The organism is Paenibacillus soyae (genome assembly GCF_024623455.1).
Classification (GTDB): Bacteria; Bacillota; Bacilli; order Paenibacillales; family Paenibacillaceae; genus Pristimantibacillus; species Pristimantibacillus soyae.
Genome location: NZ_JANIPJ010000005.1, coordinates 93,486 through 118,097, shown reverse-complemented (window position 1 = coordinate 118,097; position 24,612 = coordinate 93,486). Strand labels below are relative to the sequence as shown.

The 24,612-nt window shown below is 58.0% G+C and carries 21 protein-coding genes and 1 riboswitch; of the genes, 9 read left to right on the top strand and 12 right to left on the bottom strand.

Annotated features, from left to right (window positions below; genetic code table 11):
• Positions 1 to 195 precede the first annotated feature (195 nt).
• Genes NQZ67_RS09075 through NQZ67_RS09065 form a run of 3 tightly spaced genes read left to right on the top strand, consistent with a single transcriptional unit; the run spans position 196 to position 4,148 of the window.
• Positions 196 to 1,830, top strand: coding sequence for a spore germination protein (locus NQZ67_RS09075; RefSeq protein WP_257444798.1), 1,635 nt, complete (start codon positions 196 to 198; stop codon positions 1,828 to 1,830).
• A 22-nt stretch (positions 1,831 to 1,852) separates the two neighbouring features.
• Positions 1,853 to 2,956, top strand: a complete 1,104-nt coding sequence (locus NQZ67_RS09070) for a GerAB/ArcD/ProY family transporter (RefSeq protein ID WP_257444797.1) — start codon at positions 1,853 to 1,855, stop codon at positions 2,954 to 2,956.
• Positions 2,949 to 4,148 (top strand): Ger(x)C family spore germination protein, encoded by a 1,200-nt coding sequence (locus NQZ67_RS09065; protein ID WP_257444796.1) that lies wholly within the window; start codon positions 2,949 to 2,951, stop codon positions 4,146 to 4,148. Before NQZ67_RS09070 ends, NQZ67_RS09065 begins: the two co-directional genes overlap by 8 nt.
• Before the next feature lie 106 nt (positions 4,149 to 4,254).
• Here the strand turns inward: NQZ67_RS09065 and NQZ67_RS09060 are convergent, their stop codons facing one another.
• Positions 4,255 to 4,842: a hypothetical protein gene (locus NQZ67_RS09060; protein ID WP_257444795.1), complete on the bottom strand. Its 588-nt coding sequence runs from the start codon at positions 4,840 to 4,842 to the stop codon at positions 4,255 to 4,257.
• Positions 4,843 to 5,269: 427 nt separating this feature from the next.
• Here NQZ67_RS09060 and NQZ67_RS09055 point away from each other — a divergent pair, with 427 nt between their 5' ends.
• The 3 genes from NQZ67_RS09055 to NQZ67_RS09045 all read left to right on the top strand — a co-directional run bounded on the left by NQZ67_RS09055 (position 5,270) and on the right by NQZ67_RS09045 (position 8,347).
• Positions 5,270 to 5,641, top strand: a complete 372-nt coding sequence (locus NQZ67_RS09055; RefSeq protein WP_257444794.1) for a TfoX/Sxy family protein — start codon at positions 5,270 to 5,272, stop codon at positions 5,639 to 5,641.
• A 22-nt stretch (positions 5,642 to 5,663) separates the two neighbouring features.
• Positions 5,664 to 6,071 carry a DUF6855 family protein gene (locus NQZ67_RS09050; protein ID WP_257444793.1) on the top strand — a complete coding sequence of 136 codons (408 nt, stop codon included), beginning with the start codon at positions 5,664 to 5,666 and terminating at the stop codon, positions 6,069 to 6,071.
• Between the two features lie 167 nt (positions 6,072 to 6,238).
• Complete coding sequence (locus NQZ67_RS09045) at positions 6,239 to 8,347, top strand: methyl-accepting chemotaxis protein (RefSeq protein ID WP_257444791.1); 2,109 nt, start codon at positions 6,239 to 6,241, stop codon at positions 8,345 to 8,347.
• Positions 8,348 to 8,417: 70 nt separating this feature from the next.
• On the opposite strand, the gene NQZ67_RS09040 is transcribed toward NQZ67_RS09045, so the two are convergent.
• The 8 genes from NQZ67_RS09040 to NQZ67_RS09005 all read right to left on the bottom strand — a co-directional run bounded on the left by NQZ67_RS09040 (position 8,418) and on the right by NQZ67_RS09005 (position 18,074).
• Positions 8,418 to 9,470 carry a glycoside hydrolase family 76 protein gene (locus NQZ67_RS09040; RefSeq protein ID WP_257444789.1) on the bottom strand — a complete coding sequence of 351 codons (1,053 nt, stop codon included), beginning with the start codon at positions 9,468 to 9,470 and terminating at the stop codon, positions 8,418 to 8,420.
• Positions 9,471 to 9,592: 122 nt separating this feature from the next.
• The gene (locus NQZ67_RS09035) at positions 9,593 to 10,762 is read right to left on the bottom strand and encodes a glycoside hydrolase family 76 protein (protein ID WP_257444787.1); all 1,170 of its coding nucleotides are present in this window, start codon (positions 10,760 to 10,762) and stop codon (positions 9,593 to 9,595) included.
• An 8-nt stretch (positions 10,763 to 10,770) separates the two neighbouring features.
• Positions 10,771 to 11,664, bottom strand: coding sequence for a carbohydrate ABC transporter permease (locus NQZ67_RS09030; RefSeq protein ID WP_257445077.1), 894 nt, complete (start codon positions 11,662 to 11,664; stop codon positions 10,771 to 10,773).
• A 47-nt stretch (positions 11,665 to 11,711) separates the two neighbouring features.
• Positions 11,712 to 12,560 (bottom strand): carbohydrate ABC transporter permease, encoded by an 849-nt coding sequence (locus tag NQZ67_RS09025; protein ID WP_257445076.1) that lies wholly within the window; start codon positions 12,558 to 12,560, stop codon positions 11,712 to 11,714.
• 136 nt (positions 12,561 to 12,696) lie between these two features.
• Entirely contained in the window at positions 12,697 to 14,013 is a 1,317-nt protein-coding gene (locus NQZ67_RS09020) for an ABC transporter substrate-binding protein (protein ID WP_257444785.1), read from the bottom strand.
• A 78-nt stretch (positions 14,014 to 14,091) separates the two neighbouring features.
• A complete protein-coding gene (locus NQZ67_RS09015) occupies positions 14,092 to 15,390 on the bottom strand; it encodes a glycoside hydrolase family 125 protein (RefSeq protein ID WP_371825281.1) in 1,299 nt (432 codons plus the stop codon).
• Positions 15,391 to 15,953: 563 nt separating this feature from the next.
• Positions 15,954 to 17,123, bottom strand: coding sequence for a GntR family transcriptional regulator (locus NQZ67_RS09010; protein ID WP_257444783.1), 1,170 nt, complete (start codon positions 17,121 to 17,123; stop codon positions 15,954 to 15,956).
• 84 nt (positions 17,124 to 17,207) lie between these two features.
• Positions 17,208 to 18,074, bottom strand: a complete 867-nt coding sequence (locus tag NQZ67_RS09005) for a LysR family transcriptional regulator (RefSeq protein WP_257444781.1) — start codon at positions 18,072 to 18,074, stop codon at positions 17,208 to 17,210.
• A gap of 168 nt (positions 18,075 to 18,242) precedes the next feature.
• On the opposite strand from NQZ67_RS09005, the gene NQZ67_RS09000 reads away from it, so the two are divergent.
• Entirely contained in the window at positions 18,243 to 19,334 is a 1,092-nt protein-coding gene (locus NQZ67_RS09000) for an oxidoreductase (RefSeq protein ID WP_257444779.1), read from the top strand.
• 57 nt (positions 19,335 to 19,391) lie between these two features.
• Here the strand turns inward: NQZ67_RS09000 and NQZ67_RS08995 are convergent, their stop codons facing one another.
• The 3 genes from NQZ67_RS08995 to NQZ67_RS08985 all read right to left on the bottom strand — a co-directional run bounded on the left by NQZ67_RS08995 (position 19,392) and on the right by NQZ67_RS08985 (position 22,844).
• The gene (locus tag NQZ67_RS08995; protein ID WP_257444777.1) at positions 19,392 to 20,690 is read right to left on the bottom strand and encodes an NCS2 family permease; all 1,299 of its coding nucleotides are present in this window, start codon (positions 20,688 to 20,690) and stop codon (positions 19,392 to 19,394) included.
• A gap of 70 nt (positions 20,691 to 20,760) precedes the next feature.
• A riboswitch (purine riboswitch) is annotated at positions 20,761 to 20,860 on the bottom strand.
• A gap of 161 nt (positions 20,861 to 21,021) precedes the next feature.
• Positions 21,022 to 22,311, bottom strand: a complete 1,290-nt coding sequence (ligD, locus tag NQZ67_RS08990; RefSeq protein WP_257444776.1) for a non-homologous end-joining DNA ligase — start codon at positions 22,309 to 22,311, stop codon at positions 21,022 to 21,024.
• Between the two features lie 140 nt (positions 22,312 to 22,451).
• On the bottom strand, positions 22,452 to 22,844 hold the full coding sequence (locus NQZ67_RS08985) for a (deoxy)nucleoside triphosphate pyrophosphohydrolase (protein ID WP_257444774.1): 393 nt from the start codon (positions 22,842 to 22,844) through the stop codon (positions 22,452 to 22,454).
• A gap of 182 nt (positions 22,845 to 23,026) precedes the next feature.
• Between NQZ67_RS08985 and NQZ67_RS08980 the strand changes: the two genes are divergently transcribed.
• Both NQZ67_RS08980 and NQZ67_RS08975 read left to right on the top strand, forming a co-directional pair.
• Positions 23,027 to 23,980 (top strand): helix-turn-helix transcriptional regulator, encoded by a 954-nt coding sequence (locus NQZ67_RS08980; protein WP_257444772.1) that lies wholly within the window; start codon positions 23,027 to 23,029, stop codon positions 23,978 to 23,980.
• A gap of 64 nt (positions 23,981 to 24,044) precedes the next feature.
• On the top strand, positions 24,045 to 24,566 hold the full coding sequence (locus NQZ67_RS08975) for a GyrI-like domain-containing protein (RefSeq protein ID WP_257444770.1): 522 nt from the start codon (positions 24,045 to 24,047) through the stop codon (positions 24,564 to 24,566).
• The last annotated feature ends 46 nt before the right edge of the window (positions 24,567 to 24,612 follow it).

The window sequence follows — 24,612 nt, the reverse complement described above, 5'->3', positions numbered from 1 at the left end:
ATCTTCTGCTTACTATAGAAAAAATTAAGCTTCAGGCCGGCAAACGGCAAAATTTCCGACTGCAGATGCCGAGCCTTGCAATAGAGATAAAAAGTCCATTTGGCCCACAAATTGCCTCAGCATGAATAATAATAGGTGGAAATTGGAAAAATTCAATTACCACTAGCTTGAAATGACCGCGCGGGGAGGACTGTCATGCTTTCATCGGTCATTGATTACATCCCGGGCTGGAACGTGTGGACGCAGGCAATCCTAGCATTCTTAATCCCGATTCTAGCCAGCAAAATCTACAAAAAGATGTACGCCATCACCGGCAAAGGAAAAAAACCCGACACCGCCGATAGCAAAAAAGCCGAGACCCTTCTCGAACCCTCCGGCGCGCCCTTCAGCGGCGATTACGAGGCCGATATCCAGGTCATCCGCGACCGCATCGGCGGCAACAGCGATCTGATCTTCCGTGAAATCCGGATGGAGAAAACGAATGTGCGCGCGGCGCTGTTCTATGTGGCCGGCATGCACAACGACCGGGTGCTGGATCTCCACCTGATGGAATTCCTAATGTTCGAAGCCGGCTCGGATACGATCAACGAACCGGGCCGGATCCGGGACCGGCTTCCCTTCAGCTGCCTCCTCGAAGCTTCGGATCTGAACAGCTTTAATCGTTCCGTGATGTTCGGACATATCGGACTGATGATCGAGGGCGAGCTTGGCGGACTGCTGATAGAATACCCCAACGGAGCCAACCGAAGCGTTCAGGAGCCCCTGTCCGAAGCGCTTCTTCGCGGCCCTCGGCTGGGCTTCACCGAGGTGCTTAGCGAGAATACGTCGATGCTTCGCCGGCAAGGCTTCAGCGACCAGCTGGAGATCAAGACCCAAAAGGTCGGCACGCGGCTGCGAAAGGATCTGGCGCTGGCGTACATTAAGGATATCGTCAATCCGGATTTGCTGGAGGAGGTTTCGGCCCGCATCGGCAAAATGGATTTTGATTTCATCGCCGAGTCCGGCTATGTGGAGCAATTAATCGAAGACAACTACTTGAGCCCGTTTCAGCAGGTTCAGAACACGGAGCGGCCCGATCGGGCGATCGCCGCGCTGCTGGAAGGGAGAATCGCGATCCTGCTGGACGGAACGCCGTTTGTCTTAATCGTTCCCTCCACCTTCAGCATGCTGCTGCAATCGCCGGAAGACTACTACGAACGCTGGCTCCCTGGCTCGCTCCTTCGGATGCTGCGTTTTCTAGCCGCGTTCTTGGCGCTTATGGCACCGGCGCTATATATTTCGTTCATCTCGTTCCATCCGGGTCTCATCCCGACCGAACTCGCGATGTCCATCATAGAGACTCGCCAAGGCGTTCCCTTCCCGTCGCTGATCGAGGTGCTTATTCTCGAGGTTTCGATCGAAATCCTACGGGAGGCCGGCATCCGGCTGCCCAAGCCCGTCGGCCCCGCGATGGGCATCGTCGGCGGTCTCATAATCGGAGACGCGGCCGTGCAGGCCGGGATCGTCAGTCCCTTCCTGGTCATTGTCGTGGCCGTCACGGCGATCTCCTCGTTCTCCATCCCGATCTATAGCGCCGGTCTATCGCTCCGGCTGCTGCGATTCGTCGGCATGTTGTTCGCCGCGTTCCTCGGCATGTACGGAACGATCCTGTTCTTCCTGCTGCTCTGCAGCCATCTTACCAAGTTGAAGAGCTTCGGCGTTCCTTACCTGACTCCGGTATCGCCGTTCAGGCTGCGGGACTGGAAGGATCTGTTCTTCCGGGCGCCGTTAGCCCTCATGAAGAGAAGACCCGCAATGACGAAGACGCAAGACGACAAACGGAAATCGTAATCTCAAGTCTGGAGGGCTCCAATTGTTCACGCGTACCGACGATCGAATCACGACCTCGCAAGCCGTCGTCTTCCTGACGAACACCGTGCTGGGCGCGGGGATCCTGACCATGCCGCGAAGCGTCACCCAAACCACCGAGACGCCCGACTCTTGGCTTACCATATTTATTGGCGGCGCCGTGATCCTTCCCGTCATTCTGCTCCTGGTCAAGCTGTCCCAGCAATTTCCCGGACAAACCGTGTTCCAATACGCCGGCAGGATCGCCGGCAAGCTGCCGGGCAAGGCGATATGCATGCTGCTCGTCGTTTATTTCCTCGTCATCGCGGGCTTCGAGATCCGTACGCTGGCCGAAGTAACTCTCTTCTTCTTGCTTGAAGGAACGCCTATGTGGGCCATTGTGCTGCCGTTCATCTGGTTAGGCGCCTATCTGGTGGGCGGCGGGATCAACTCCATTGCCAGGGTCAATCAGATCGTATTCCCGATCTCCATGCTCGTGCTTTTCGTCTCCTTCGGGGTAAGCTTGCGCCTGTTCGACATCAACAATCTGCGACCCGTTCTCGGAGAAGGCCTCCTTCCCGTCTTTGCCGGGCTGAAGTCGTCTATCCTGGTCTATACCGGCTGCGAAGTGATCCTGACGCTGGTCGCTTATATGGAGCATCCGCGCCAGGCCGTGAAGGCCATGATTGGAGGAATAACCATCATGCTGGCGGTCTATCTCGTCACCATTATCGTCGTCGTGGGCGGCATGTCCGTCGATTCCGTGATTACCAGCACATGGCCGACGATCGACCTCATCCGAAGCTTCGAGGTTACCGGATTTTTCGTGGAGCGGCTGGAATTTCCCTTGATGGTGATTTGGCTCATGCAGATGTTCTGCAACTTCTGCAGCTTCTTCTTCCAATCGTCCTTGGGTGTATCCCAAATTTTCAACGTTTCCTATCAGCCGGTCATCTACGGATTGCTCCCGGTTCTCTTCCTGTCCACCATGGCTCCCAAGAGCCTCAATGATCTGTTCCACCTCGGAGACGCGATCGGGATGATGGGGATCGGCTTGTTCCTGCTGGTGCCGGTACTGCTGTCTCTTATCTGGCTGGTGCGCGTGAAAGGACTGAAGCAGCATGTATAGACGATGCGGCCGCTCCCTTCTCGTTCTGGCCATCTCCATCCTGCTCGTTCCGCTGGCTGGCTGCTGGAGCAGCAACGAGATCGAGGACTTGGCCCTGTCTACCGGGCTGGCCATGGACAAAGGCCAACCCGCCCCTGTCGAGAAGGAGCTCGAAGGCAAGGGCTCAACCTATGCGAAACGGAATCGCGTCATGGTCACGATTCAAGTCGCGCCTATCAAATCCAAAGGAAACCAGGGCAAAGATCAGAGCGGCAAGCAATCCGCCTATATGAACGTTTCGGGTAGCGGAGACTCCATATTCGAGATTTTTCGGCAATTCTCGATTCGCCTGGACAGGCCCGTTATCGGACATCATCTGAAAGTCGTCGTCATCTCCGTCGATCTGCTGCGCAAACAATCGATCGAGCAAATTACGGACTTCCTGCTCCGGGATAACAATATCCGCCCCAGCACCTTGGTCTATCTAAGCGATGGACCAGCAAGAGAAACGTTAATCAGCAAGATGCCGGGCGAAGTTCCTTCGTTTCATATCGCGGGCATGCACCGCAACCAATCCCGGACCAGCAAGGTGCTCGATCCCGTTACCTTGACCAAGCTGGATTCGCTGACCCACTCGAGAAAGAGCTTCGTCTTACAGACACTGGTAACCGGAGGCGGCGAGATCCAGCTGTCCGGCGCAGGAATCATCAACGGTTCTACCGGCCGTTTTATCGGGTCCTTAAACCAGGAGGATACGGAAAGTCTGAACTGGCTGATTGGCGGAGGCGATGCCGGACCGATCAAAGCCTACGACAGGAACGGCCAGCCGATTACCTACGAACTCCTGTCTATGAAAAGCAAGATCACTCCCCGAACGGAAGGGGAACAAATCTCGTTCAAGGTCGGCATCGAAACCGAAGGCCGACTCATCGAAACCTGGGACGAGCAAGCCCACCCCACCACGAACGAGTACGCCGAGGAGCTCGAGGAGCAGTTCGAAGAGAAACTCCAGGAGAAGATGCAGAACCTGCTGCGCAAGCTGCAGACCAAATACAAGACCGACGTCGCAGGCTTCGGGCAAAGACTGGCTATCGAGAAGCCGGCCGTCTGGAGGAAGGTCAAGGATGATTGGGATCGGACGTTCAGCCGTTCGCAGGTCACGATAACCTGCAAGGTGAAAATTACCGACTTCGGTTCCTTTACGGAGAAGTGAGGGCGGCTTATCCATCATGAAACCTGCAAAAAAACCTTCGCGTTTGCGTGACGCACGCAAACGCGAAGGTTCCAAATTCATATCTGGCGTATTGCACGGCGTTGTCTCATCTCGCCCTCACGCGCCGCTCCATCTGCTCGACCGTTAAGCCGCCCAGCTGGGGAAACCCCTCGTCTTCGAGCGCGATCGTCTTGCCGCCGTGGACCGGATACACGCCCTGCCAGCCGGCGGCAAGCCGATATAGCCCCGAGCCGCCGATCTGCGTCAGGAAGCAGATGTACTCCCCTTCTATTAACGGTCCCGTATACGCGTGATTCAGCGGGTCCCCGCCGTCCGCCATCGGTTCGACGCCCGTCGAGAGAACGCGCAGCAGCTGCTTGGGCTCGCCCTTCAGCCGCTTCTCGACATGGAAGGTTTGCTGGAAATTGACGAACATCCGTCCCTGCGCCCCCGGCACCGCCCGCCCCGTCGGCGTCTCCTGATCGGCGCTGTCGAACCAGCCATACACGATGACATCAGCCTCCTCGATCAAAGCCTTTTCGCTGGCTGCGGTTTCGCTTTTAATAATGATCGTGGACAAATCAACATCCAGCGTCGCCGCAGCGGCCACGATCGAAGGAGCGTTCGGCACCATTGGGGCCCAAGCTCCGATCGAACCCATCGCAATGAGCAGCGCTATCGCTTTCTTCTTCATATCCGCACACCCGTTTCCGTTAAATTGGCCGCTTCCCTATCGCATCACAAAATTAATGTAACCTTGTCATCCCCTGGAATATGCATCCCGCGCTCCGATCGCCGCTGTAACACGATTTTCTCGGCTTATTGCCCACCAAGGCGCTCGGATTGCCACTGTAACACGACTTTTTCGGCCTATTGCCTACCCAGACACTCCGATCGCCGCTGTAACACGATTTTCTCGGTCTATTGCCTGACCAGACGCTTCGGTCGCCGCTGTAACACGATTTTCTCGGTCTATTGCCTGACCAGACGCTTCGGTCGCCACTGTAACACGATTTTCTCGGCTTATTGCCTACCCAGACGCTCCATGGTTTTGCAATGCGCCTTGATTTGCATTATTCTGGCCTAGGGCCCAAAAAACCACCCGAACAGGAGAACATAAGATGTCCTTTCCGAAACCGCCGCAAGACGCCAAAGAGCTGTTATCGCGGGCGATGCCAAGCCATCCTCATATACTGATCAAACCGATGTTCGGCAATCTTGGAGCCTTCATCAACGGCAACATGTTCGCCGGATTATTCGGCGAGCAGATCTTCGTCCGGCTGCCGGAGGACCTGAGGGCCGAGCTGCTCGCGATCGACGGCGCGTCCGAGTTCAGCCCGATGCCGGGCCGGGCCATGAAGGAATACGTCGCCCTCCCCGTCGGCTGGAAGCAGGAGCCGGAGAGGATCACGGCTTGGCTGGAGCGTTCATTCGCATGGGCGGAGACGCTGCCGGAGAAGCTACCCGCGAAGAAGAAAGCCAAAAAATCCTAAACCTCCAAAGGAGCTGCAAGCGATGTCCACCGAGCTCGGAACCAAAGATAATCCGTGGAAGCTGAAGACGCCTCCGCAAACGTCCGAATATGAAATGTACAAAGACGAAAAGGACGGCAAAGCCATCCTCGTCTGCACGGTCGGCAAAACCGTGCTGCATTACGATTACCGTTGCATCGAAGACCTTCATGCCATGCTGAAGCAGCACGGCGACTGGATGGAGCTCGGCAGCGCCGACGAGCAGAAGCCGCCAAAGGATGGCACGGTCGAGGCTTGGGGCCGTTCGCCCGAGAATCCGGTCGGCGGCTGGTACGGCCTGAAGAAAGGCTTCCGCGGACGCTTCGGCATGTACGTGCCGCCGCTGCTGGAAGCGCTTGGTCTCGCAGAGGTCGAGCATAACCCGCGGAACAACCGGATGCGAGCGCTATAAACGACGAATAAAGGCCGTGCCACAACCTCCTGCGAAGGATAGTGGCGCGGTCTTTTTTTTTGCAAAGAGATACTTTTGTTAAGGGAATGTAAATTTTTCGTCACGCTATTCAAAAATTGTCGAAAAATGACGAAACATATTCTAATCTACGAACTGGGGTGAGACCAATGACATTTTTCAAGAAATTTTCCCTCTCCATGAAGGTTACCCTGGTGCTGGCGCTATCGGTTCTGCTCGTGCTAGGTTCGATCCTCATGATGAATATGAGCCAGCTGCAAACCTTGAGCATGGCCAAGGGCGAGCTGGAAGGACGAAACGCCGGCGTGCAATACGCCACGGATCTGCAGATCCGGCTGTCGTCCATGCAGGCTACTCTGAAGTCGCTGGCCGAGCAGATGGCCGCTACCCGCATGGATCAATCCCTTTCCAGGGAACAAGTCATTGGCATTATGCAGCATACGCTCAGCCAGCGCTCCGATCTCTTCGCGATGTATACGCTATGGGAACCGAACGCATTCGACGGCAATGACGAGGCGAACCGGAATAAATCGCTTTACGACGATGCATCGGGACGGTTCATCCCTTATCTGATTAAAGTCGACGGCCGCATTCAGATGGAGCCGCTAGTCGATTACGAGAAGCCGGGAGCCGGGGATTACTATTTGCTGCCGAAAGCAAGCAAGCAGCTAACGTACATTGAACCATATGAATACGAAGCCGGCGGCGTGAAGACGAATTTGATGCCCATCGTTCAGCCTATCCTAAGCCTGGAAGGCGAGTTTCTCGGCATCGTCGGCCTCGATCTGACGGTGGAGCAGCTGCAAGAGGACGCCGGCAAGTACGAGCCATTGGGCGGTTACGTGTCGTTAATTACGGGAAGCGGCATGTACGTAGCCAACCCGAACGATCCGGATTCGATTTTGCAGCATTTTGGCGATAACCCGGAGAAAGCGGAGCTGTGGAAGAAGGTCGAAGCAGGCTCCAGTACGGAAGGCTATACGGTGAATTCCAAAGGAGACCGGGTGCTGCGCGTGTTCGAGCCGATCCCTATGCCCGGCAGCGAGCAGACCTGGTACACGCAGGCTTCGATATCCGAAGACGTCATTCTGGCGGATTACCATCAAACAAGGCTGACGGCGCTTCTCGAATCGGCCGCGGGCATCGTAGTCCTGATCGCCATCCTGACGCTCATGATCCGAATAATGGTTACGAAGCCGCTGCGCGCCTTGTCCGGCAAGCTGCAGCTGATGGCGCAGGGAGATCTTACGCAGGAGATGACCGTACGCTCCGGCGACGAGATCGGCATCATGAGCGGCTACTTCAACGAGATGACCCGGAAGCTGCGCGAGATGTTCAGGCTGGTCTCCGACTTGTCCATGACGGTCGGCGCCACCTCGGAGCAATTGAGCGCAAGCGCCGAACAGAACAGCGGCGCGGCTCATACCGTCGCCGCCGCGGTCGGAAGCATCGCGGAAGGCGCGATGGCGCAGAACGACCAAGCGTCGGATTCGTCCCGTTCCATGAGCGAGATCAAGGTTGGCGCGGAGCGTATCGCGGAATTTTCATCCTCCGTGTCCGCGACAGCCGATGGCGTGACGAACCAAACGAAACAAGGCAGCGACGAGCTTCAGACCGTTGTGACGGAGATGGGAGAGGTCATGCGCTCCGTGGAGGAGACGGCTGCCTCCATTAAGCGTCTGGAGGAGCGGTCCGAGCAGATCGGCGGGATGATCGACATCATCGCGAATATTAGCAAGCAGACCAACCTCCTTGCCTTGAACGCCGCCATCGAGGCTTCGCGGGCAGGCGAGCATGGACGGGGCTTCGCCGTCGTTGCCGACGAGATTCGCAAGCTCGCGGACCAGACCAAACAAGCCGCCGAAGAAGTGACCGGCCTCGTCGAGGCGGTTCGCAAGGATACCGGCAAAGCTGCAGCAACGATGGCTGCGGGGAACGCGAAGGTCCGGAGCGGCGTGCAGAGCATTGGGGGCAGCCAGGAGCGCTTCCAGAGCATCCTGTCAGAGATGACTGCGGTCAATATGCAGATCCAGGAAGTGTCCTCGTCCGCGCAGCAAATGTCCGCAAGCACGGATCTCGTGTCGGACAACGTGTCGCAGCTAGCCGAACTGGCCTCCAAGGCCGCAGCCGATTCGCAGAGCGTAGCTGCCGCCTCCGAAGAGCAGCTTGCGTCCATGGAAGAGATCGCTTCTTCCTCCGCGGCTCTCAGCAGGATGGTGGAGGAGCTTCTGGAGAAGCTGGCGCAATTCAAAATCTAACGCATGCCGCAAGAAGGGGCTGCTCCAAGGTTCGTTACTCCTTGGGCAGCCCCTCTTTCATTCCTAGCGGTTAAGCCGAAGCTTCCTCCAGCCCGCTCTTCTCCAGCTCCGCCGCCCGCTCGAGCAGCATGACCGCGCTGAGCTGGGTGCTGAGCGTGACGCGCTCGGCCGGCGGCGACGACCAGTCGGTATGGAACAGCTGGCGCTTCGCGTCGCGCCCCCTGCTCCACAGCGCGCTCGCGTTGCCCAGCAGCAGTCCTTCGGCCGCCGATCGCGCCGGCGCCTCCTTGGCGAGCTCGGCCAAATAACGGACAAGGATGCCTTTGAACAGTCCGCCGTCGCCGTCCCCTTCGTCCGGGAACAGCCCCGTCGCGTTATCCGCAAGCTCGCTGCGCGTCGCCTCGGCCGTCCGGATTGCGTCTTGCAAGTAGGCTTCGTCCCCAGTAATCCGGTACAGCTCCACACCAGCTCCGATATAGACGCCCTGGCAATACGTGAACTTCCAGTCCTTGTCGATCGCGCCGTCGCCGGTCCGGTTCATCCCGTCCCAGACGAAGCCGCTGTCCGGATCGACGAGATGGCTCTTCTGCCACTCGTAGATGCGCAGCGCCCAGTCGAGATACTCCTCTCCGCCGAGCTCCCGGTGCAGCCTTGCGGCCAGGATGACCGCCGGCGCGTTGGCCGGGGTGTTCTTGTAATCCAGCTGCGACTTCTGCCAGGCGATGCCCCCGCCCATATGATCGTTCCAGCCGGTTTTAATATCCTCCCACAGGATGAGCGCCGCTTCCTTGAACCGCTCGATGCCGGTTGCTCCGTAAGCCCGCAGCCATGCGATGGCCATCCATTCCATGTCGTCGTACAGCTCGTTCGGGAACGCGCCTCCGTTCCTGCGCAGCAACCCGTCATACAGCCGCTCGAGCCGAACGACATAGCCCATCTCGCCCGTTCTCAGGTAGCCGTCCGTCAGCGCGTCGACCGCATGCGCCATCCACCAATAATGGAAGATCGTATTGCACGCCCCGTCGGGACAAGGCGTCTCGATATTGAACATGTCGATTGCGTCATTCCAAAAGAAACGGCCGAGAGCCGCCTGGGCTTCGTCCGCCCGTCTGTTCCATTCCATGCTTCCCACTCCCTGCTTCGCCTCTGTCTTCGTATTCTGATCGCTCCGTCTCTATGCCTGCCCTCAGTTCGGACCACGCTGCTGCTGGTTGCCGCGAGGCCGCAAAGCCGCGAACCGCGCGCCTACTTCCCGCCTTGCGCCTCCAACCGCGCAAGCTGCTCCAGCAGCATCATGCCGCTCAGCTGCGTGCTAAGCTGGACGACCTCGTCCGGCGTCTGCGCCCAAGAGTTGCTGAACAGCGCCGAATCGGCGCCGCGCCCGTATTCCCACAAGCTGTCTCCGTTTGTCTCGAGCAGCTCCGCAAGCTTCCGAGCCGACTCATGCTCCGGGTCCAGCACTATAAGCTCGCCCACGTACCGAACGAGCACGCCTTTGAACAAGGCGCCGTCTCCCTCCCCCTCGGAAGGAAGCATGCCGGTCGCCGGGCTCGTGAACGCTTCATGCAAATTCGCGGCCGTCTTGCGGGCATTCTCCAAATACGAGGCATCGTCCGTCGCCCTGAACAGCTCGACTCCCGCTCCGATATAAACGCCCTGGCCGTACGTGAACTTCCAGTCCTTGTCGATGGAGCCGTCTCCCATGCGGTTCATGCCGTCCCATACGAGACCGGTATCCGGATCGACCAAGTTCGTTTTCTGCCAGTCGTAAATTCGCCGCGCCCAGGCGAGATCATCCTCGCTGCCGAACCGCTGGTACAGCCGAGCCGCGAGAATGACGGCTGGCGCATTGGCCGGGGTATTCTTGTAGTCCAGCTGCGTCTTGCGCCAAGCAATCCCGCCGCCCATCTCGTCGTTCCAGCCCGTCTGAATATCCTCCCACAAGACAAGCGCCGCTTCCTTGTAGCGTTCCTCGCCCGTCGCGTCGTAAGCGCGCAGCCAAGCAAGCGCCATCCATTCCATATCGTCGTAGTACTCGTTCGGGAAGACGCCGGCGTTGCGGTCCAAAATGCCTTGGTACAGCTTCGCCAGCTGCTCCGCATATCGCTCATCTCCCGACCGCTCGTAGCCGTCGACAAGGACATCGACCGCGTGCGCGAGCCACCAATAGTTGAACGGGTCGGTGCACAGCTGCAGCATGCAAGGAGCGGCGTTATTGTAGAGCCCGCGCCCCTCGTCCCAGAACGACGTCTGGAATTGCTGCTGCGCTTCCTCGGCCCGTTCCGCCCATACGCCGACCGCCTCCCCGCCGAACACCTGCCGCAGCAGGCCGCTCTGCCAGGCCGCGGCAATCGCGGTGATCGCAACGACGGCGACGACCGCAGCTGCCAGCCATTTGTTTCGTTGTCGCTTCATGCTGCCTCCTATCCTTTCACGCCGGTGAAGGCGATGCCCTGGACAAAATATTTCTGCAACAGCAAGAACAGCACCAGAATCGGCAGGATCGCGATCAGCGCGCCGGCCATCATCGGGCCGTAATCCGTCTGGTAATTGTACGAGAATGCTTGTAACCCCATCTGGATCGTCGCCTTCTCGGGATCGTTCAGGATGATCATCGGCCACAGGAAGCTGTTCCACCCGGCCTGGAACGTGAAGATGCCAAGCGTCGCGAGCGCGGGTTTCGTCAGCGGTAAATAAATGTTCCAGAAGATGCGGAATTCCTTGCAGCCCTCGATCCGCGCCATCTCCATCATGTCCGACGGCAGTGTCAGGAAGAACTGCCGCATGAAGAAGACCGCGAACGAGCCCGACGCGCCCGGCAGGATTATGCCCCAGAACGAGTTCAAGAAGCCGTTGCCCCCGCCGCCGAACAGATCATTCCCCCCGATCAGCGGGAAGTGCTTCAGCACGTAGAAGCTCGGGATCATCGTGACGATGCCCGGAATCATCATCGCGGCGAGCAGAACGCGGAACATCGCCTTGTTGCCGCGGAAATGCAGCTTCGCGAACGCGTACCCGCTGAGCGAGCCGAAGAACAGGTTCGCGAGCACGCCGGCTACCGCCAGGACAAGCGAATTCCAGAAATACAGCCCGAACGGCACGGTCGTGAACGCCTGCCGGTAATGCTCGAGCGTCACCTCCGTCGGCAGCCAGCGGATCGGAATCGAGAAGATGTCCTCGCTCGGCTTCAGCGACGTCATGATGCTCCAGAAGAACGGCAGGAACATGAAGACGGCGATCGCGATGCTGACCGCATAGAACGCTGCTTGGCCGATAGCGTTCCGCGCCGGATAGGAGATGAGCGGGGCTGCAGGCATGGCGGCGGCGCCGCGGTTTGATGGTTGTGTTTTCATACCGTCCCCTCCTATACGATCGGCTCTTCCGATTTGTTAATGCGCATGTTGATGAACGAGAAGATGAGAATGGCGATGGCCAGGATGAACGCCTGCGCGGACGCGTAGCCCATCTGCAGCTGGTTGAAGCCCTGCTGGTAGATCAGGTAGACCGGCGTCTTGGTGACGTTGCCCGGTCCGCCCTGCGTCAGGACGAACGCCTGGTCGAACAGCTGCAGCGCCCCGATGATCGACATCGTGCTCACGAGGAACGTCGTCGGGCGAAGCTGCGGCCATGTAATGTAGCGGAACCGGTCGAAGGCGGTCGCCCCGTCCAGCTTCGCCGATTCGTACAGATATTCCGGGATGCCCTGGAGGCCGGCGATGTAGATGATCATGTTGGAGCCGACCGATTGCCACAGCGTCACGAGAATGATGGACAGCATCGCCGTCTCCGTCTGCGCGAGCCAAGCCGGGCCTACGACGCCGAAGTAGCTCAGGATGCCGTTCACGAGGCCGAACTCGGGATGCAGCAGCCAGATCCACACGGTAGCTGCGGCAACGGCGGACGTTAACGTCGGCAAATAATTCATCGTGCGGAACACGCGGACGCCGGGAAGCTTGAAATTCATGAGCATGCCGAGCAGCAGCGATATTAGGATGTTGAGCGGCACGAAAATAACGGCGTAGTAGAACACGTTTTTAAACGTCTGCCAGAACAAGCTGTCGTCTGTCAGCCGCTTGTAGTTATCGATGCCGACAAAGTCCATCCGGCTGACGACGTCGTAATTGGTGAAGCTGAGGAACAGCGCCATCACCACCGGAATGATCGTAAACGCGAGGAAGAGCAGCATCGTCGGGGTGATGAACAGATAAGCCATCTTCGCCTGATGGCGGTTTAGCTTGCCGATGGAAGCCACACGGGATCCCTCCTTGAGGCTTAATGAGAAGGCAGCGAGGGAGGTGATCCCCCCTCGCCGCTTTCGGTTTATTTTTGGCCGTATGCCGTTGGGCTCGTTACTTCACCTCGGCGTTATCCGCCAGCAGCTTGTCGCCTTGCGACTGCGCCTTGGCAAGCGTATCCTCGAGGCTCTGCTCCCCTTGTTGGTACAGCTGCAGGTTCGGAATGAGGCCGTCGTTCTCCATGACGGAGTAGCCCGGATGCGCCGGACGGATCTTCGCGAACTCCAGCGTCTCCATGAACGGCTGCCAGAACGGATCGTCTTTGAAGAACGGGTCCTCGAGCGCTTCTTTGAGACCCGGCATGTTGAGACTTGTTTTGGCCCAGAGCAGCGCGTTGTCCTTGTTCGCCGTCCACCACTTGATAAACTCCCACGCCTCTTCCTTATGCTTGGCGCCTTCCGGAATGACGAGGCCGAAGCCGCCCATGACGCTGCCTTTGTCCCCGTTCGGTCCGGCCGGAGGAGGCACGATGCCGAAGTCGAGGTCTTTGCCGTATTTCTTGTAGGTGCTCAGCATCCATGGTCCGGTATAATGCATCGCCAGCTTGCCGGTGACGAACGCGTCCGTCCCTTCGCCGAGACCTTGCTCGAAGCCGACTTTGTACACCTTGTCTTCGTTCAGCAGCTTGTTCCAGAAGCTTAAGACGGACTTGCCTTGCTCGGTGTTGAAGTTCGTCTTCTGGCCGTCCTCCGACAGCATCGATCCGCCCGCCTGCTGCAGATACATGTTGAACAGACCGTTGTCGCCGAGGGAGAAGCCCGCCACCTCCAGCTTGTCGCCGTTCCACTTGGTCGTCTTGACCGCAGCTTCCTCCAGCTCCGCCCATGTCGTCGGAGGCGTCACGCCGGCTTCGTCCAGCAGCTTCTTATTGTAGAAGAGGGCGCGCGCGTCGACCGTCAGCGGCAGACCGTACAGCTTATCCTTGTAGGAGAGCTCCTTGATCGATTCCTCGTAAAAAGCGCTCTTGTCGAGGCCGTCCTTGGCCATGTATTCATCCAGCGGATGCAGCACGTTCTTCGGCGCGTACAGCGACGTTCTCCATCTGTCCCAGAACAGGATGTCCGGAGCGCCTCCGGAGGTGGCCGCCGTCAGGAACTTCGTAATCATGTCCTGCTGCAGCACGTATTTGACTCGGATGCGGTCCTGCGATTTGTTGAAAGCGTCCACCATCGTCTCGAACTGCTTCTGCCCTTCGCCGCCCCAGTCGCCCCAGAACGTCAGCTCGACGGGCTTGCCGCCGCCGTCTCCCGAGCCGCCGCTGCCGCCATTTCCGCCGTTCCCGCCGTTCGAGCCGCCGTTGCCGTTGCTGCACCCGAAAGCTGCCGTAACCAACATGGCCGTTAACGTGACAAGCGATAACCATCTCTTCATACCGATTGCCTCCCTTTTCATCTCATCGAATGAAAACGCTTTATATTCGCCGGTTGGCGATGGCCTTTCCCCGGCTTGTTACTGTTTCTTGACGCGCAGGCCGGCATGATCCATCGCCAGCTCGCTGAACATCATGTTGGCCCAGGAGAACCACGGCCTTGTGTACTCGGCGGGATCATCCACATGGAAGCCTTCGTGCATGAAGCCGGTCCCGGCGTCCGTGCGGGCAAGCAGCTCCAGCAGCCGCGCCTTCTCCTCCTGGTCGTTCACCGTTAGTCCTTGTATGGCCAGCGCGATCGGCCAAATGTATCGCTCCGGCGTATGGGGACTGCCGATTCCTTCCGCGGCCTCTCCCCGGTAGAAGTACGGGTTGTCTTCGCTCAACACGAAGCGTCTCGTATTGAGGTACACCGGGTCGTCCGCGTTTTTGTAGCCCAGATAAGGGGCCGCGAGCAAGCTCGGCACATTCGCGTCGTCCATCAGGTTGTGGTTGCGGAGGCCGTCGGTCTCGTACGCGTACATCCGGCCGTACTTCGGATGGTCGACGATGCCGTGTTGCTCGATGCCCTGTTCGATCTCGTCGCGAAGCTTGATCGCTTCTTGTTGGAGCTCGTCGTCGAGGAGCACCTCTTCCGCGATTTGCGCGAGGTAGCCGAGCACGACGACGGCGAACATATTCGCCGGTATTAAGTAGCCGTACGTGCAGGCATCGTCGCTCGGCCGGAAGCCGGACCAAGTCATGCCCGTGTAGCCGGTTAGGCTGCCTTTCCCCTCCCGGGTCAGCGTATCCGTCGGCGGGCAGTTCCGTCGCTCGAATGTGTAAGGCGACTTCGTCTCGTGATGCTGCTCGGTGCGCCACAGCTTCAGAATCGCTTGGACGGCCTCCCGGAACGTCTCGTTGAACTGCTGCGTCCTCCCCGTATTCCGCCACAGCAGATAGCTGAGCTGAATCGGATAGCAGAGCGAGTCGATCTCGTATTTCCGCTCCCACAGCCACGGACTCATCTCGGTCAAATCTTCGTGATGGCCCTTACCGCTCGGCGTCTCGTTGAACGCGTTCGCGTACGGATCGATCAAGATGCATTCCAGCTGCCGCTGCACGACTCCGGCGATCATGTCGGCCAGGTCGTTGTCCGTCGCGGCCGGCACCAGATACGGTCTCACCTGCGCCGCGGAATCCCGGAGCCACATCGCGGGAATGTCGCCCGTGATGACGAAGGTCGTGCCGTCCTCCTTCCTCCGGATCGTCGTCTGTAACGTATTGATATAACATTTTTCGAACATGCCCCCGATTTTGCTGCCGTGGCCCCATTTCTCGGTAATCTGCTCAATTATGGACTGGATCGAAAATGGCGTTTGCGGAGACGTTTGCTTCAAGCCGCTACCTCCCTCTCGTAAACCGTGTTTGCGATCGATCGTATTCTTGCGGTTAACCGCTTACATTTTTGATTATATTGGCATCTATTTAGTATGTCAATATAAATATTTGAGTCATACGTATACCAATATGTCCTTTGTTTTAATTGGTATACTATTATGCGACATATTTCGCGTGAGGTGGATCGTTAGCGTACGTACCCGCGGCCTCCGCCGATGCGTGCGTTAACGATCCGTCGTGTGGTTGTGGCTCCTCGCATTGTGTTTCTCGCACCCGTAACGACATTACTGATCGCTGCAGCACATTCCACTGCCTCTGCTGCTGCATTAACGATCAGGCGTGTCGTTATGATCGCTCACACCCCGCTTCTCCTATCAGTAGCGACATATTGGATCGTTATCGCTCCTCCAACCGCCTCCGCTGATGCGTTAACGATTAATCGTGTCGTTAGAGCTCCCCCGCACCCGCACCGCGCCGCTGGCCCCAACTAAAAAAAGAAACGATGGCCTAATCGCCATCGTTCCTCCTATGCTCATCATGCGCATATGCCCGCCTGCCACGCTTAAGTCGTGCGAGCCTTCGCCGCTCCCGTCGAGCTGCCGATGATCAGCTCCGCGTCCAGCAGGACGCGGTTTGGCAGCTGCTCTCCGTCGCGGAGCCTCAGCACGTGTTCGAAGGCGAGCCTTCCCATCTCCTCTTCATTTTGCCTCAGATGGGTATACGGCTGCACGCCGTTCCGATACGGGCTGTCGAAGCAGATGATCGATAGATCGTCCGGCACCGCAAGCCCCAGCTCCTTGGCCGCCTCCGACGCGAGCAGAGCAATATTGTATTCGGTCGCGAACAGCGCCGTAATATGCGGATATTTCTGCAGATGTGCCTTGATCTTCTCGATGTCCTTCCGCTTGTTCTCCTCGACGTACGCGGTAGGCAGCGTGGACGTAATGTCCGTGATCCAAATGTCGCGGTCCACGACGACGCCCCGCTCCGCATGCGCCTGGATGAACCCTTCGATCCGGTCCTCGATCGCGGTCGTATCCATCGGCGGCGGCGTCAGGAACGCGATATGCCGGTGGCCGAGCTCGAACAGATGGTTCGTCCCTTTGGCCGCGCCGGTCACATTGTCCGTGCTGATGGAGCCCGCGGACAAGCCCTTCAAATGCCGGTCGACGAGCACGAACGGGAACTGGCTGATGACCAGCTTCAGTATTTCCGCGTTGAAGTATTCCCCCTGCGCCGGCAAAATGATCAGTCCGTCCACGCCCAGCTCCAGCAAGCCTTTGATCGCTTCCTCTTCGTTCGCCGGAATGCCGAACGACCGGCGCAGGACGAGGTACGAGTCGTGGTCGCGGGACGCCTGCTCCATCCCGTAGACCAGCCCGTTGCCGTACGCGTCGCCGAAATCGGTCATGATGAGGCCGATGAGCCTCCTGCCCGCCGCGGCCGCTCTCCGCTGCTTCGGCTGGCTCGATGTTGAACCGCTTACCGATGAGCCCTGGCGTCCGGGCTCGGCGACAAACGATCCCCTGCCGGGCTGCCGAACGATATACCCGTCCATCGCCAGCAGCTCCAGCGCTTTCTTGCTCGTAATCCGGCTCACCTGAAACTCGTCTCCGAGCTCCTTCTCCGATGGGACGCGCTCCCCCACGGCGTATTTGCCTTCCCTGATCTGGTCGCGCAGCGCCTCGAATATTTGCTCGTACATCGGCTTCGACGTCGAATCGTTCGGCATCCGGTAATCCTCCTCATCCAATAGCCATATCTATTTGTATACTAATATATCATGATATATTTAGTTTGTGAATATGTCTGTCAGTTAGGATTCCAGTGCCGAAGCTTTTCCCGCTGACTCCACGCATTTCGCGAAGGCCGAGAACGCTTTGCTGCGGAATTGCTCCTTCCGGGAAATAAGACGCGTCGTCACGAAGCGATATGGCTGCGGTACCGAGTGGACACGAAGACGCCGATCGTCCGCGGTCACGACCGACTCGGTCAGAAGCGCGTAACCGATTCCGGAACGTACGCAATTCAGCATCGTATCCAGCGTACTCACCTCAATCATGTTCATGGAAGCCGCTCCCTTGGTTTGAACCCAGTTTTCAATGGAAGCGCGCAAAGGACACCCTTTGGGAAACACAATCCACGACGCCTTCGCTACATCGGGAGCGGAAGAACCCGGGTCTTGTCCGCCTTGAAACAGGAATACTTCTTCCTGGATCTCATAGGCGACTTGCACCTGAGACAGGTCGTATTCTCCTGTGCAGAAAGCGCCGTCCAACTCGCGGTTTTGTACCTTGGCGTAATTTTGCGGCGAAGTGCCGGTCACAAGCGATAATGAAACCTCCGGGTATTTGCTTTGAAAATCGCTTAGCGCTCTAATAAATGCCGCCGACGATGCGATGGTCTCCACAACGCCGATGGCAAGCGGCCCGCACGGTTGATCCGGCTCTTTGACAGCCAGGGCGGCATCCTCGACCATATGCAATATTTTGGAGGCGTACTGACTGAATAGAAGCCCTTTCTCCGTAGGAACGACTCCCTTCGTGTTCCTGTGGAAAAGCTGCACGCCGAGCTCCTGCTCCAGCTTGCGAACCCTCGTCGTGATATTCGATTGGACATAACCCAGCTTCTCCGCCGCCCGGGTAATGTTACCTTCCTTCATAATGGCCAACATCACTCTCAAATCGGTTAGTTCCACCCGAATTCCCTCGCCTTTGACATCAAAATTTTTGATGACATTATCTCTTTTGATCATTTTACTATATGTAATTACAGACTTACAATGCAATACAAGAACACAAAAAAAAATCGCAGGCAAGCCGCGATTCTAATTTAGAAGGAGGTTTTCTAGATGAAAAGCAGTCCCCATCTTTTCACAAAATTTCAATTAGGCTCATTAACCTTGCCGAACCGGGTGGTGCTGTCGCCGATGACTCGAACCAGCGCGGAACCGTCCGGCGAAGCGAACGACCGTATGGCCCGCTACTACTCCCGCTTTGCGAAGGGCGGTTTCGGCCTCATCATCACGGAAGGGATTTATCCGGATCTGGCGAACAGCCGGAGCTACGAGAATCAGCCCGGCATAGCCAACGATCGGCAGGCCGACTCATGGCGGCCAATCGTTCAAGCCGTTCAGCAAGGAGGGAGCAGGATTGTCGCGCAGTTGATGCATGCGGGAGCGCTCGTTCAGCACGACGGCTTCACGCCTATCGCTCCATCGGCGGTGAGACCGGTCGGAACGATGCTGGAAGACCACGGCGGGAGCGGAGAGTTCGCCATTCCGAGGGAAATGACTCGGGAGGACATCCGGGCGGTGGCGGAAAGCTTCGCGCAAGCCGCTATCCGCGCGAAACAGATCGGTTTTGACGGTGTGGAAGTTCATGCGGCAAACGGCTACCTTCTGGATCAATTCATCACGGACTATACGAACCGCAGAACGGATGAATACGGCGGTTCGACGGAGTCGCGAATCCGGTTCGTCGCGGAGGTGCTGGAAGCGATTCGCGCTGCCGTAGGCCCGGATTACTTGGTTGGCGTTCGCATCTCGCAAGGGAAGGTGAACGATTTCCATCACAAATGGGCTGACGGCGAAACCGATGCCAAGATCATTTTCGAACGGTTAAGAGCGGCGTCCCCCCACTATATCCATACCACCGAATATAAAGCCTTCGCTCCGGCATTCGGGGAAGGCGGCCCGACACTTGCCGAGCTGGCCAGACGTTACAGCGGGCTTCCCGTCATCGCCAACGGCAAGCTGGGCGAGCCGGAACAGGCGGCGGCCTTGCTCGCAAAAGGCGACGCCGATCTGGTTGCAATCGGGACCAGTGCCTTGGTTAATCCCGATTGGGTGAAAAAAGTGAAATCAGGCGAAGCGTTGAATGCCTTCGATCACCGTTTTTTGCATCCGATCGCGACGTTGAGAGAAGAAGAGACCGTCGAATGACGGTCTCCGACGAGAAAGGAAGCTGCATCACGCAGCTTCCTTTCTCGTAATCATTCATCAATGCCCGAAGAACGCAAGCTGGATGAAGAACAGCACCGCGAACAAATAGAAGATCGGATGAACGTCGCGCCACTTGCCGCGAACCGCTTTCAGGATCGGGTACGCGATGAAGCCAACGCCAATACCGGTCGCAATGCTATACGTCAGCGGCATCAAGACGATGATCAGGAACGCCGGGAACACGACGTCGAAGTCGCTCCAGTCGATCTTCGACACGACGCTGATCATCAGGAAGCCGACGATGATCAGCGACGGAGCCGTAATGGCCGGGATCGATGCGAGCACCGACACGACCGGCGAGAAAAAGAGCGTCAGGCCGAGCAGCGCGCTGACTGCCACCGCGGTGAGGCCCGTTCTGCCGCCGACCGCTACGCCCGCGCTGGACTCGATGTAAGCCGAAGTCGGGCTTGTCCCGAGCGCCGCGCCTGCCGTTGTGCCGATCGCGTCCGCCAGCAGCGCGCCGCGCGAACGAGGGAACTTGCCATCCTTCACGAGCCCCGCCTGCTCCGCCACGCCGAGCATCGTGCCCGTCGTATCGAACAGCGTGATGAGAAGGAATGTGAAGATCACCGCATACAGGCCGTGCGTGAACACGCCGCCGATATCCATCTGCATCGCCGTCGCGCCTAGTCCGCTAGGCAGCGCCACGATCTGCTCCGGCATTTCCATTAACCCCATAAAATAAGCGATAATCGCCGTAATGATCATCCCGATGAACAAGTACCCTTTGACCCGGTAGGACATCAGGATCAGCGTAATAACGAGACCGATAATCGTCAGCAGCGTCATAGGCGCCGATAGATCGCCGATCGTGAGCAGCGTCGACGGGGAAGCGACGATCATTTTCGAATTTTGCAAGCCGATGAACGTAATGAACAAGCCGATGCCGACCGTAATGGCGTGCTTCAGGCTGGAAGGAATCGCGTCGAGCAGCATGTAGCGGAACGACGTCAGCGACAGCAGAATGAAGAGGACGCCCGCCACGAACACCGCGCCGAGCGCGGTCTGCCAGGAGAGTCCCTCGCCTGCGACGACGCTGAATGCGAAATACGCGTTCAACCCCATGCCGGGCGCAATCGCGATCGGGTAATTCGAAGCCAGTCCCATAATAAGCGTGCCGATGATGCTCGCCAGCACCGTCGCCACGAACACGCCGTGGAAGTCCATGCCCGCTTGGCTGAGAATGCCGGGGTTAACGATGACGATATACACCATCGTGAAGAAGGTCGTGATGCCGGCCAGCAGCTCCGTGCCGACCGAGGTGTTCCGTTCTTTGAGCTTAAACAAGGTTTCCATACTCTCTCGATGCCTCCACCTTTTATGAAATACACAAAAAATCCCAACCACTGGTATAGGATACGCCGAAATACGGCTCGCCCATACTCGTAGTCAGGATTGTTCGGTTCCTAGTAGAGACCCCCACACCATATTAGTGAGGTTATACGAAATATTGTGCCTTGAGTAGAATACTCCGATCGAGGCGGAATGTCAACGGTTTCGCGTAAGTTTCTAAGCTAATTTCCGAACAATGACATTGAATATATTCCGAACATTCGCCAAAACACGAGTCGAAAGCTCTGCACGTACGAAACGCGCTCGCCATTGCGACGCGAAAGAAGCCCACCTCTCACCGCTTCCTCTTCGCCCCCGCCTTCTCCCGAAGCAGCGTAATGACGTTCGCGATCCGCTCGTTCCCGGTGTCGAAGTAGTCCGCCATCGCGCAGCCCTCCTCGGCCAGTCTCCTGAGCACGAACGGCATGCTGTACGTCTCCGGCGTCAGACTGCCGTTCACCTCCTCCCAGCGGAGCGGAGTCGCGATGCCCGCATGCTCGTTCCCTCTGGGGGAGTAAGGGCAGATGATCGTTTTGCCCGCTGCATGCTGGATGTAATCGACATACAACCGGTTGCCCCTGTTCTTCTTCAGCCTCTCCGTCGTGAAGCTGTCCGGGTACCGCTCGACCAAATATTGAGCCACGAACGCGGTGAACGCCCGAGCATCGTCGTAGGTGAGATTCAGGCCGGGATTCAGCGGAATGTGCACCTGGAGCCCTTTGTTGCCCGACACCTTCGGAAAGCCGATCACGCCGAACGAGTCGAGAATGCTTCGGATTTCGACCGCCGCTTTGATCGCCAGCGGAAAGTACGCCCTACCGGGAGGATCCAGATCGAGCACGATCTCGAGCGGCTTCTCTTCTCCGAACCGGTTGAACGGAAGATGGTATTCGATCGTATTCTGATTGCCCAGCCACATCAAGGTGATCAGGTCGTTGCAGATGATATAGTTGATCCCGTCCTGCAGGCCGGTTCGGATGAAGGGCGGCGCGTAGTCGGGGCAGTTTTTCTGATAAAAGGATTCGCCCGCCACCCCGTGAGGGTAACGGATCGTCGTCAGCAGCCGGTTCGCCAGGAACGGCAGCATCACCGGCGCGACCTGCGCCAAATACGCGAGATAGGCTTCCTTGTCGACGGGCGGCCGGGACGCCGGCCAGAGTGGCTTATCCTGGCTTGTGACGGACACCTCGGTGCCGGCGATTGCGTTGTCCGTTATCAGCCTGTTCCAGGTGCAGGTTTCCCACTTCACCTGTAGACGAAACGACCGGAACGCGGGGCTAGTGAGGAAGCCATTCTCGACTGAAGCGAACGCGAGCTCTACGCAAATGCCCGGCTTCACGCGCACCGTCCCGTCGCCATCATTCCCGCTCCGGTTCGCCATGATCGCCTGCACTAGCGTCTGCTTCTCCTCCGGCTTCATCCCCTGCGAGAACGTCCCCACGGGCACGATACCGCCGTCACGCCGGATGCCCGCCACGAAGCTGTCCTCGCTCGCCTTGTAGCCCAGCACGATAAAATCTCCCGCGTAAGGCGTCCTCCTCGCGGGGAAAGGCCGCACCTCCTGCATCCGCATCCGTGTTTTCATCGACCGCCCACCTCCCTGTTTTCGTCCGCATCATCCGTTTTGTTATGCATTGTGTCCATTCCGTTCGGCCTTCCATACGCGAGGGGGAAAAAGAAAACCGCAGCCTAGGTAGGCTGCGGCTAACTTTCGTAAAGAGGCGGCTATGAGAAATCGCCCATAATCTTATGAACCGCCGGCACATCCGCCGGCGCCCACTTCAGCGACAGCAGCTCCTCCGGCGGCAGCCAGCGGATCGCGGCATGCTCCGTCAGCAGCGGCGTGCCCGACAGGAGCTCGCAGTAGAAGGTCGTCAGATGCACGACGCCGAACTCGTAGGCGTGGGCGGTGTACTCCACCTGCTCGCCGACGAGGATCTCGCACCGCATCTCCTCCGCGATCTCGCGCTTCAGCGCGTCCTGCGGCGTCTCTCCCGGCTCGATCTTCCCGCCGGGAAATTCCCAGAGGGAGGCCATCGACTGGCCAGCGCCCCTCTGCGCGCAGAGAATGCTCCCTTCGCGGACGATGACGGCTCCGACGACGTGGATTTGTTTCATACAGGATCCCCACTCTCTGCTAGTCTATTATTCAGCTTGTCCATGATCCATCATCTTGATCTATTGATTCTGTCCAATCGGATGCGAATCCTGCCGTTCGGGCAATCGACAGACCTTCCTTCCAATGAGACAATACGGGAAAGAGATTTATTTTGCTTATCTTTCGGGACGGAGGGTCCGCTGTGAAACTGGAAAGACTCTTATCCATCATTATTCTGTTGCTGAACCGCCGCATGGTGCAGGCCAAAGAGCTCGCGGAGCGGTTCGAAGTGTCCGTACGGACGATTTACCGGGATGTCGAAGTCATCAATAGAGCTGGCATCCCCATCATCACCTATCAAGGGACGAACGGCGGGATCGGGCTGGCGGAGGGTTACCGCTTGGACCGCAACGTGCTGACCAACGACGAGCTTGCCGCCATCTTCACCGCCCTCCGCAGCATCTCCACCTCGTACGGCAACAAGCACCATCAGGGGCTCATGGACAAAATCAACAGCGTCGTTCCGCCCGCATACTCCGATGAATTCCAGCAGAAGACAAGCCGCGTGCTTATCGACTACTCGCCTTGGGACGGCAACGACACGCTGCGGCCGAAGCTGCAGCTGTTGAAGGAGGCGGCAGACGGCGGCCTCGTGACGGGATTCATCTATTCCGATGCCCACGGCGAAGTATCGCATCGGATGGTAGAGCCGCACCGGCTCATTTTGAAAGGAAAACAGTGGTACCTGCAAGCCTATTGCCTGGAGAAAGAGCAGTTCCGGCTGTTCAAGCTGAAGAGAATGAAGGAGCTGGAGATCGCTACCGGCCAAACATTCATTCACCGGGAGCTGCCGGCGCAAGCAAGTGCCTCAAGCCCCAGCCCGAGCGAACAGCTCCGGATGACGGAGTTCGTCTTGCGCTTCCGTGCCGGCGATCGTCATAGGGCGGAGGAGTGGTTCGGCATCGAGGAGCTCGTGCCGGCCGATGACGGCTGTTGGCTGGTAAGGAAGGCTTACCGGGAGGACGAATGGTTGTACAGCTTCCTTCTCGGCTTCGGCCACCATGCCGAAGTGCTGGAGCCTCCCCATCTGCGGGAGATCATCGCCAGCCGCGCAGAGCAAATTGCGAAAATATATCGAAGCCCCTCCTCAACCTGACAGATAGATGTCAAGTTACTTGTTTTACACTAGATCCATTCCACTACAAGGAGAATGATTAGCGATGAAACAAGACGAAACAACCCGTACGCCATTGGCTCCTGCCCGCATCGAAGAGCTTCCGTCCTTCACGGTAGCCGGCATGCGCGTAAGCACGAACAATGCCGACGAATTAAGCGGCGCAGGCAAGATCGGCCCGCTCTTCGAACAATTCTACTCCCGCCGTATCGGCGAACAACTGGCAGGCCGCCAGCAACAGCCTGGCCTGTATAGCTGCTACTTCAACTATGAGCGGGGCGATGCGGGACAGTACGAAGTGCTGGTCGGCGTACAGGTACGGGAGGAGGCGCAGGGAACATATCCCGAATCCGTCACGACCTTCACCGTTCCAGCCGCGACATACGCCGTATTCGTCACGGAGCGCGGACCGGTTATCGAGATGGTGCAGCGGGCTTGGGCCGATATTTGGCAATGGTCGCGGCAGACCGGCAATGACCGGGCGTTCACGGGCGATTTCGAATATTACGGCCCGAGCACCGATCCGAACGACGGACAAGCCGAAATCTACATTGCTTTACGGCAATAGCTCGAAGGCCATCCCTCCGCTTACTTAGTAACAAAACCTCCACATC

What these genes read in the sequence shown, in the direction of transcription:
- NQZ67_RS09075 (WP_257444798.1), top strand. Translation starts at nt 196, where the DNA reads ATGCTTTCATCGGTCATTGATTACATCCCGGGCTGGAACGTGTGGACG.
- NQZ67_RS09065 (WP_257444796.1), top strand. Translation starts at nt 2,949, where the DNA reads ATGTATAGACGATGCGGCCGCTCCCTTCTCGTTCTGGCCATCTCCATC.
- NQZ67_RS09060 (WP_257444795.1), bottom strand. Translation starts at nt 4,842, where the DNA reads ATGAAGAAGAAAGCGATAGCGCTGCTCATTGCGATGGGTTCGATCGGA.
- NQZ67_RS09055 (WP_257444794.1), top strand. Translation starts at nt 5,270, where the DNA reads ATGTCCTTTCCGAAACCGCCGCAAGACGCCAAAGAGCTGTTATCGCGG.
- NQZ67_RS09050 (WP_257444793.1), top strand. Translation starts at nt 5,664, where the DNA reads ATGTCCACCGAGCTCGGAACCAAAGATAATCCGTGGAAGCTGAAGACG.
- NQZ67_RS09045 (WP_257444791.1), top strand. Translation starts at nt 6,239, where the DNA reads ATGACATTTTTCAAGAAATTTTCCCTCTCCATGAAGGTTACCCTGGTG.
- NQZ67_RS09040 (WP_257444789.1), bottom strand. Translation starts at nt 9,470, where the DNA reads ATGGAATGGAACAGACGGGCGGACGAAGCCCAGGCGGCTCTCGGCCGT.
- NQZ67_RS09035 (WP_257444787.1), bottom strand. Translation starts at nt 10,762, where the DNA reads ATGAAGCGACAACGAAACAAATGGCTGGCAGCTGCGGTCGTCGCCGTC.
- NQZ67_RS09030 (WP_257445077.1), bottom strand. Translation starts at nt 11,664, where the DNA reads ATGCCTGCAGCCCCGCTCATCTCCTATCCGGCGCGGAACGCTATCGGC.
- NQZ67_RS09025 (WP_257445076.1), bottom strand. Translation starts at nt 12,560, where the DNA reads ATGGCTTATCTGTTCATCACCCCGACGATGCTGCTCTTCCTCGCGTTT.
- NQZ67_RS09020 (WP_257444785.1), bottom strand. Translation starts at nt 14,013, where the DNA reads ATGAAGAGATGGTTATCGCTTGTCACGTTAACGGCCATGTTGGTTACG.
- NQZ67_RS09010 (WP_257444783.1), bottom strand. Translation starts at nt 17,123, where the DNA reads ATGCCGAACGATTCGACGTCGAAGCCGATGTACGAGCAAATATTCGAG.
- NQZ67_RS09000 (WP_257444779.1), top strand. Translation starts at nt 18,243, where the DNA reads ATGAAAAGCAGTCCCCATCTTTTCACAAAATTTCAATTAGGCTCATTA.
- NQZ67_RS08995 (WP_257444777.1), bottom strand. Translation starts at nt 20,690, where the DNA reads ATGGAAACCTTGTTTAAGCTCAAAGAACGGAACACCTCGGTCGGCACG.
- ligD (WP_257444776.1), bottom strand. Translation starts at nt 22,311, where the DNA reads ATGAAAACACGGATGCGGATGCAGGAGGTGCGGCCTTTCCCCGCGAGG.
- NQZ67_RS08985 (WP_257444774.1), bottom strand. Translation starts at nt 22,844, where the DNA reads ATGAAACAAATCCACGTCGTCGGAGCCGTCATCGTCCGCGAAGGGAGC.
- NQZ67_RS08975 (WP_257444770.1), top strand. Translation starts at nt 24,045, where the DNA reads ATGAAACAAGACGAAACAACCCGTACGCCATTGGCTCCTGCCCGCATC.